The following is a 7,480-nucleotide window of genomic DNA, read 5'->3' on the forward strand; positions in this document are numbered from 1 at the left end:
CTCATGATCGGCCGATAGTGTATCGTCATCGTTGATGGCAAAATGATGCCATGCGCATGGATTAAGGAAACCCCATTGAAGCTGGAATTGCGGAACAGCTTGTCGGTCAAGTTGCTCAGGGTCGTGCTGCTGTCGGCGCTGGCGGTCGGCGTCGTGCTCAGCTGTGCGCAAATCGTCTACGACACCTACAAGACCCGCCAGGCCGTGAACAATGATGCCCAGCGCATCCTCGACATGTTCCGCGACCCTTCGACCCAGGCGGTGTACAGCCTCGACCGCGAAATGGGCATGCAGGTGATGGAAGGCCTGTTCCAGGACGAATCGGTGCGCATGGCCTCCATTGGCCACCCCAACGAAACCATGCTGGCAGAAAAGTCACGTCCATTGCAGGACATGTCCATGCGCTGGCTCACCGACCTGATCCTCGGCCAGGAACGCACCTATACCACGCAACTGGTTGGCCGCGGCCCATACAGCGAATACTACGGCGACCTCAGCATTACCCTGGACACCTCGTCCTACGGTGAAGACTTCCTGATCAACGCGGTGATCATCTTCATTTCCGGCGTGCTGCGGGCCCTGGCCATGGGCCTGGTGCTGTATCTGGTGTACCACTGGCTGCTGACCAAACCGCTGTCGAAGATCATCGAGCACCTCACCCAGATCAACCCCGACCGCCCCAGCCAGCACCAGCTACCGCTGCTCAAAGGCCACGAGAAGAACGAGCTGGGCCTGTGGGTGAACACCGCCAACCAGTTGCTGGCCTCGATCGAGCGCAACACCCACCTGCGCCACGAGGCGGAAAACAGCCTGCAGCGCATGGCCCAGTACGACTTCCTCACCGGCCTGCCCAACCGCCAGCAATTGCAGCAGCAACTGGACAAGATTCTTGTCGACGGCGGCCGCCTGCAGCATCGCGTGGCGGTACTGTGCGTGGGTCTGGACGATTTCAAGGGCATCAACGAGCAATTCAGCTACCAGGTCGGTGACCAGCTGCTGCTGGCCCTGGCCGACCGCCTGCGCGCCCACAGCGGCCGCCTGGGCGCGCTGGCGCGGTTGGGCGGCGACCAGTTCGCCCTGGTGCAGGCCAATATCGAGCAGCCCTACGAAGCGGCCGAACTGGCGCAAAGCATCCTCGACGACCTGGAAGTGCCGTTCGACCTCGACCACGAGCAGATCCGCCTGCGCGCCACCATCGGCATCACCCTGTTCCCTGAAGACGGCGACAGCACCGAGAAACTGCTGCAGAAAGCCGAACAGACCATGACCCTGGCCAAGGCCCGTTCGCGCAACCGCTACCAGTTCTACATCGCCAGCGTCGACAGCGAGATGCGCCGCCGCCGCGAGCTGGAAAAGGACCTGCGTGAAGCCTTGCCGCGCAACCAGCTGTACCTGGTGTATCAGCCACAGATCAGCTACCGCGACCACCGCGTGGTCGGCGTAGAGGCGCTGTTGCGTTGGCAGCACCCGGAGCTGGGCATGGTGCCACCCGACCAGTTCATCCCCCTGGCCGAGCAGAACGGCAGCATCATCAGCATCGGCGAGTGGGTGCTGGACCAGGCTTGCCGGCAATTGCGCGAATGGCACGACCAGGGCTTCAGCGACCTGCGCATGGCAGTCAACCTGTCCACCGTGCAGTTGCACCACAGCGAGCTGCCACGGGTGGTCAACAACCTGCTGCAGGCCTATCGCCTGCCGCCGCGCAGCCTGGAGCTGGAGGTCACCGAAACCGGCCTGATGGAAGACATCAGCACCGCCGCCCAGCACCTGCTGAGCCTGCGCCGCTCCGGGGCGCTGATTGCCATCGATGACTTCGGCACCGGCTACTCATCGCTCAGTTACCTGAAATCGCTGCCGCTGGACAAGATCAAGATCGACAAGAGCTTCGTCCAGGACCTGCTCGACGACGATGACGACGCCACCATCGTTCGCGCCATCATCCAGCTGGGCAAGAGCCTGGGCATGCAGGTAATCGCCGAAGGCGTGGAAACCGCCGAGCAAGAAACCTACATCGTTGCCCAGGGTTGCCACGAGGGCCAGGGTTACCACTACAGCAAGCCGCTGTCGGCCCGCGAGCTGACCCACTTCCTCAAGCAGGCGCAACGCAACCAGGTTTCGATGTTCTGAGCCCACCTGCCCGGTTACAGGCTGTGACCGGGAATTACATGAATTGCGTGCCCGCCCCTTTACAGCAAATGCAAATCTTTCGCATGATGTTGCGGTTTCGCGTGCCACGGCGCACGGTCCACCCCTTGGTCCAACCACACGACGCAGGAAAACCAATAATGATTCGAATGCCTCTGGCCTCCGCCAGTCTGCTGGCCATTGCCATCGCCCTCGCCGGTTGCGGCGAAGGCAAGGACGAAAAAGCCGCCGCGCCGCAAGCCCAGGCACCTGCTGCCGCCAGCACCACCGCTGCTGCGCCAGGGGCCGTCGACGAAGCCGCCGGCAAAGCCGTGGTCAAGCATTACACCGAAATGGTCTACGCCGTGTACAGCGACTCGCTGAGCACCGCCAAGACGCTGCAGACCGCCATCGACGCGTTCCTGGCCAAGCCCAACGACGAAACCCTGAAGGCCGCCAAGGAAGCCTGGTTCGCCGCGCGCGTACCGTACCTGCAAAGCGAAGCCTTCCGCTTCGGCAACACCATCATCGACGACTGGGAAGGCCAGGTGAACGCCTGGCCCCTGGACGAAGGCCTGATCGACTACGTCGACAAGAGCTACGAGCACGCCTTGGGCAACCCGGCCGCCGGCGCCAACATCATCGCCAACACCGAGATTCAGGTGGGTGAAGAGAAGGTCGACGTCAAGGACATTACCCCCGAGAAACTGGCCAGCCTGAACGAGCTGGCGGGCTCCGAGGCCAACGTCGCCACCGGCTACCACGCCATCGAGTTCCTGCTCTGGGGCCAGGACCTGAACGGCACCGGCCCAGGCGCTGGCAACCGCCCGGCATCCGACTACCTGGAAGGCCAGGGCGCTACCGGTGGCCACAACGACCGCCGTCGTGCCTACCTGAAAGCGGTTACCGACCTGCTGGTCAGCGACCTCGAAGAGATGGTCGGCAACTGGGCACCGAACGTCGCCGACAACTACCGCGCCAAGCTGGAAGCCGAGCCTGTCAACGACGGCCTGCGCAAGATGCTGTTCGGCATGGGCAGCCTGTCGCTGGGCGAACTGGCTGGCGAGCGCATGAAGGTTTCGCTGGAAGCCAACTCGCCGGAAGACGAGCAGGACTGCTTCAGCGACAACACCCACTACTCGCACTTCTATGACGCCAAGGGCATCCGCAACGTCTACCTGGGCGAGTACACCCGCCCGGACGGCACCAAGGTAAGCGGCCCAAGCCTGTCGTCGTTGGTCGCCAAGGTCGACCCGGCTACCGATGCAGCCCTCAAGGCCGACCTGGAGGCCACCGAAGCCAAGATTCAGGTGATCGTCGACCACGCCCTCAAAGGCGAGCACTACGACCAGCTGATCGCTGCCGACAACGCGGCCGGCAACCAGATCGTGCGTGACGCCATCGCCGCCCTGGTCAAGCAGACCGGTTCGATCGAGCAGGCTGCAGGCAAGCTGGGCATCGCCAACCTGAACCCGGACACTGCGGATCACGAATTCTGATCCTGCTGTAGCGGTACTGAAAGAGGCGGCCTTCGGGTCGCCTTTTTTGCTGATGGCCTGTTCGCGGCCAACCGGACCGCGAACAGGCACATGAAAATGCTGGCATTTCACATCCCTTTCACCCAGGTAATTGCAAATTGCTCTTATTCAAGAGCCGCTGGCCTGCTAAGCTTGCACGCCGGTTTTTCGTCCACGCCCAGGATTTTGCATGTCCTTGTCGCTGTCCCGACTCTCTCCCTTGCTGCTGGCCTTTGCCCTCGCCGCCTGTGACGACGCCCCGCGTTTCACCCAAGCCGAGCCTGGCGAAGCGTTGTCGGCCGGCAAGGCGACTGTGCAGCGCACTGACCGCAACGCCTATTCCCTGCCTTCGGCCAACCTCTCGCCCGAGCGGCGCGTGGACTTTGCCGTAGGCAACAGTTTCTTCCGCAACCCCTGGGTGATCGCCCCGTCCACCACCACTGCCCGCGACGGGTTGGGCCCGCTGTTCAACACCAACGCCTGCCAGAACTGCCATGTGCGCGATGGCCGCGGTCACCCGCCTGAGCCTGGCAACAGCAACGCGGTGGGCATGCTGGTGCGCTTGTCGATCCCCGACCAGCCTTACCTGGCCAAAGTGATCGAACGCCTCGGCGTGGTGCCGGAGCCGGTGTACGGCACCCAGTTGCAGGACATGGCCATCCCGGGCGTGGCGCCAGAAGGCAAGGTACGGGTGAGCTACACCCAGGAAACGGTAGCGTTCAAGGACGGTCATCAGGTCGAGCTGCGCAAGCCTGCCCTGCAGATCACCCAGCTCGGCTACGGCGTCATGCACCCCGACACACGCTTTTCGGCGCGGGTGGCCCCGCCGATGATCGGCCTGGGCCTGCTCGAGGCCATCCCCGAAGCCGACCTGCTGGCCAACGAAGACCCGGACGACCGCAACCGCGACGGCATCCGCGGGCGTGCCAACCGTGTGTGGGACGACGCCCTGGGCAAGACCGTGATCGGCCGCTTCGGCTGGAAAGCCGGGCAGCCCAACGTCAACCAGCAGAACGTGCACGCTTTTGCCGGCGACATGGGCCTTACCAGCACCCTGCAGCCCAATGACGATTGCACCCCGGCACAAACCGACTGCCTGGCTGCGCCCAACGGCGACGGCGCCGATGGCGAGAAAGAAGTCAGCGACAACATCCTGCGCCTGGTCACCTTCTACACCCGCAACCTGGCGGTGCCGGCCCGCCGCGACGTTGGCTCGCCGCAGGTGCTGGCGGGCAAGAACCTGTTCTACCAGGCCGGCTGCCAAGGGTGCCACACACCGCAGTTCACCACTGCCGCCGATGCGACCGAGCCAGAATTGGCCAACCAGGTCATCCGCCCTTACAGCGACCTGCTGCTGCATGACATGGGCCCTGGCCTGGCCGACGAGCGTACCGAATTCGCCGCCAACGGCCAGGACTGGCGTACCCCGCCCCTGTGGGGCATCGGCCTGAGTGAAACGGTCAGTGGCCACAGCCAGTTCCTGCACGACGGGCGCGCCCGCAACCTGCTAGAAGCCGTGCTCTGGCACGGTGGCGAAGCCGAGGCGGCACGCAACTTCGTGCTCACATTCAACGCAGAGCAGCGCGCCGCGTTGCTGGCGTTCCTGAATTCACTTTAAAACGCGCAAAGGAGCCGGGCATGTTCCGACCCAAACTGTTGTTCACCAGCCTCGCCGCACTCGCCCTTGGTGCCTGCTCGCCGCAGGACCCGCAAGCCGTGACCTCCGCCGCCATCGCCAAGCAGGTGATCCTGCCAACCTACAGCCGCTGGGTCGAAGCCGATCGCACGCTGGCTGCCAGCGCCCTGGCCTACTGCGAAGGCAAGGAGTCCCTGGATAAAGCCCGCGCCGACTTCCTCAACGCTCAAAAAGCCTGGGCCGAGCTGCAACCGCTGCTGGTCGGCCCGCTGGCCGAAGGCAACCGCGCCTGGCAGGTCCAGTTCTGGCCCGACAAGAAGAACCTGGTCGGCCGCCAGGTCGAGCAACTGGTCAACGGCGACAAGCCCGTCGATGCCGCCGCTCTGGGCAAAGCCAGCGTGGTAGTACGTGGCCTGTCGGCCTACGAGTACATCCTGTTCGACAGCAAGCCAGACATCGCCACTGCCGAGCAGAAAGCCCGTTACTGCCCACTGTTGGTGGCCATCGGTGAACACCAGAAGGTCCTGGCCGAGGAGATCCTCAAGAGCTGGAACAGCACCGACGGCATGCTCTCGCAGATGACCAAGTTCCCCAACCAGCGCTACGCTGACTCCCACGAGGCCATCGCCGACCTGTTGCGCTCCCAGGTCACCGCCCTGGATACCCTGAAGAAGAAGCTGGGCGCGCCGATGGGCCGCCAAAGCAAGGGCATCCCGCAGCCGCTGCAGGCCGAAGCCTGGCGCAGCCATTCCTCGCTGAAGAGCCTGGAAGCCACCCTCAAGGCTGCCGAAACCGTCTGGGTCGGTGTCGACAACCAGGGCCTGCGCGGCTTGCTGCCCAGCGATCAGAAAGCGCTGGCGGACAAGATCGACGCCGCCTACGCTACCTCGCTCAAACTGCTGGCCGACAACCAGAAAACCCTCGGTGAGTTGCTGGCCGACGACGCTGGCCAGCAAACCCTCAACCAGATCTACGACAGCCTCAACGCCGTCCACCGCCTGCACGAAGGCGACCTGGCCAAGGCGCTGAACATCCAGCTGGGCTTCAATGCCAACGACGGTGACTGATCATGCTGCGACGCCAGGCACTCAAACTCGGTAGCGTATTGCTCAGCGCCCTCACCCTGGGCGGCTGGAGCCTGTTCCGCAACAAAGGCAGCGAACCCTTGCTGCTCTCGGCGCGTGACGACGGCGACGGCAAGCACTATGCCGTCGGTTTCCGCCTGGACGGCACCCAGGTGTTCAGCACTCAGGTCGCCCAGCGTTGCCATGCCATCATCCACCACCCCGAGCAGCCGATCGCCCTGTTCGTCGCCCGCCGCCCCGGTACCGAAAGTTACCTGATCGATTTGCGCGACGGGCGCTTGCTACAAACGCTCGCCTCACAGCCAAACCGGCACTTCTATGGCCACGCCGTGGTGCACAAAGGCGGCGAATGGCTGTATGCCACCGAGAACGACACCACCGACCCTGGGCGCGGCGTGCTTGGGGTATACCGTTTCGAGGGCGAGCGCCTGGTGCACACCGGCGAGATCCCAACCCACGGCATCGGCCCACACGAGGTGGCCTGGCTGCCCGACGGCGAAACGCTGATCGTGGCCAATGGCGGCATTCGCACCGAAGCCGAAAGCCGGGTGGAGATGAACCTCAATGCCATGGAGCCAAGCCTGGTACTGATGCAGCGCGACGGCACCCTGTTGAGCAAGGAAACCCTGGCCCAGCAGATGAACAGCGTGCGCCACCTGGCGGTGGGCAGCGACGGCACCATCGCCGCTTGCCAGCAGTTCATGGGCGATGCCGATGAAACGGCCGAGCTGCTGGCGATCAAGCGCCCAGGCGAGCCGTTCAAGGCCTTCCCGGTGCCAGAGCGGCAGTTGCAGGCCATGGCCCAGTACACCGCCAGCGTTGCCATCCACAGCGAACTGCGGCTGGTGGCGCTGACTGCACCACGGGCCAACCGCCTGTTCGTCTGGGACCTGGACAGCGGCGCGGTGCGGCTGGATGCGCCGATGCCCGATTGCGCAGGGGTGGGTACGGTGAAAGATGGTTTTGTCGTCACGTCCGGGCAGGGCCGTTGCCGGTTCTACGACTGCACCAAGGCCGAGCTGGTCGGGCAGCCGATGAACCTGCCGTCCGGTTTCTGGGACAACCACCTGCATCTCGTCTGATTTTTCTGCTGCCCTCACCGGCCTCTTCGCGGGCAC

5 protein-coding genes are annotated in these 7,480 nt (G+C 64.1%); all 5 read left to right on the plus strand.

All coding sequences use genetic code 11. The features are described from left to right. Positions 1–75 precede the first annotated feature (75 nt). The 5 genes from APH42_RS22980 (at position 76) to APH42_RS23000 (ending at position 7,444) form a co-directional block, all read left to right on the plus strand. Positions 76–2,127 carry a bifunctional diguanylate cyclase/phosphodiesterase gene (locus APH42_RS22980; protein WP_060494282.1) on the plus strand — a complete coding sequence of 684 codons (2,052 nt, stop codon included), beginning with the start codon at positions 76–78 and terminating at the stop codon, positions 2,125–2,127. 158 nt (positions 2,128–2,285) lie between these two features. After that, complete coding sequence (locus tag APH42_RS22985; protein WP_012274025.1) at positions 2,286–3,623, plus strand: imelysin family protein; 1,338 nt, start codon at positions 2,286–2,288, stop codon at positions 3,621–3,623. 208 nt (positions 3,624–3,831) lie between these two features. Continuing rightward, complete coding sequence (locus APH42_RS22990) at positions 3,832–5,259, plus strand: di-heme oxidoredictase family protein (RefSeq protein ID WP_060494283.1); 1,428 nt, start codon at positions 3,832–3,834, stop codon at positions 5,257–5,259. 20 nt (positions 5,260–5,279) lie between these two features. Next, positions 5,280–6,344, plus strand: a complete 1,065-nt coding sequence (locus APH42_RS22995; RefSeq protein ID WP_012274027.1) for an imelysin family protein — start codon at positions 5,280–5,282, stop codon at positions 6,342–6,344. Positions 6,345–6,346: 2 nt separating this feature from the next. Then, positions 6,347–7,444 (plus strand): DUF1513 domain-containing protein, encoded by a 1,098-nt coding sequence (locus APH42_RS23000; RefSeq protein WP_060494284.1) that lies wholly within the window; start codon positions 6,347–6,349, stop codon positions 7,442–7,444. Positions 7,445–7,480: the final 36 nt, after the last annotated feature.

The organism is Pseudomonas sp. NBRC 111140, assembly GCF_001320885.1.
In the GTDB taxonomy this organism is placed as follows: domain Bacteria; phylum Pseudomonadota; class Gammaproteobacteria; order Pseudomonadales; family Pseudomonadaceae; genus Aquipseudomonas; species Aquipseudomonas putida_P.

What these genes read in the sequence shown, in the direction of transcription:
- APH42_RS22985 (WP_012274025.1), top strand. Translation starts at nt 2,286, where the DNA reads ATGATTCGAATGCCTCTGGCCTCCGCCAGTCTGCTGGCCATTGCCATC.
- APH42_RS22990 (WP_060494283.1), top strand. Translation starts at nt 3,832, where the DNA reads ATGTCCTTGTCGCTGTCCCGACTCTCTCCCTTGCTGCTGGCCTTTGCC.
- APH42_RS22995 (WP_012274027.1), top strand. Translation starts at nt 5,280, where the DNA reads ATGTTCCGACCCAAACTGTTGTTCACCAGCCTCGCCGCACTCGCCCTT.
- APH42_RS23000 (WP_060494284.1), top strand. Translation starts at nt 6,347, where the DNA reads ATGCTGCGACGCCAGGCACTCAAACTCGGTAGCGTATTGCTCAGCGCC.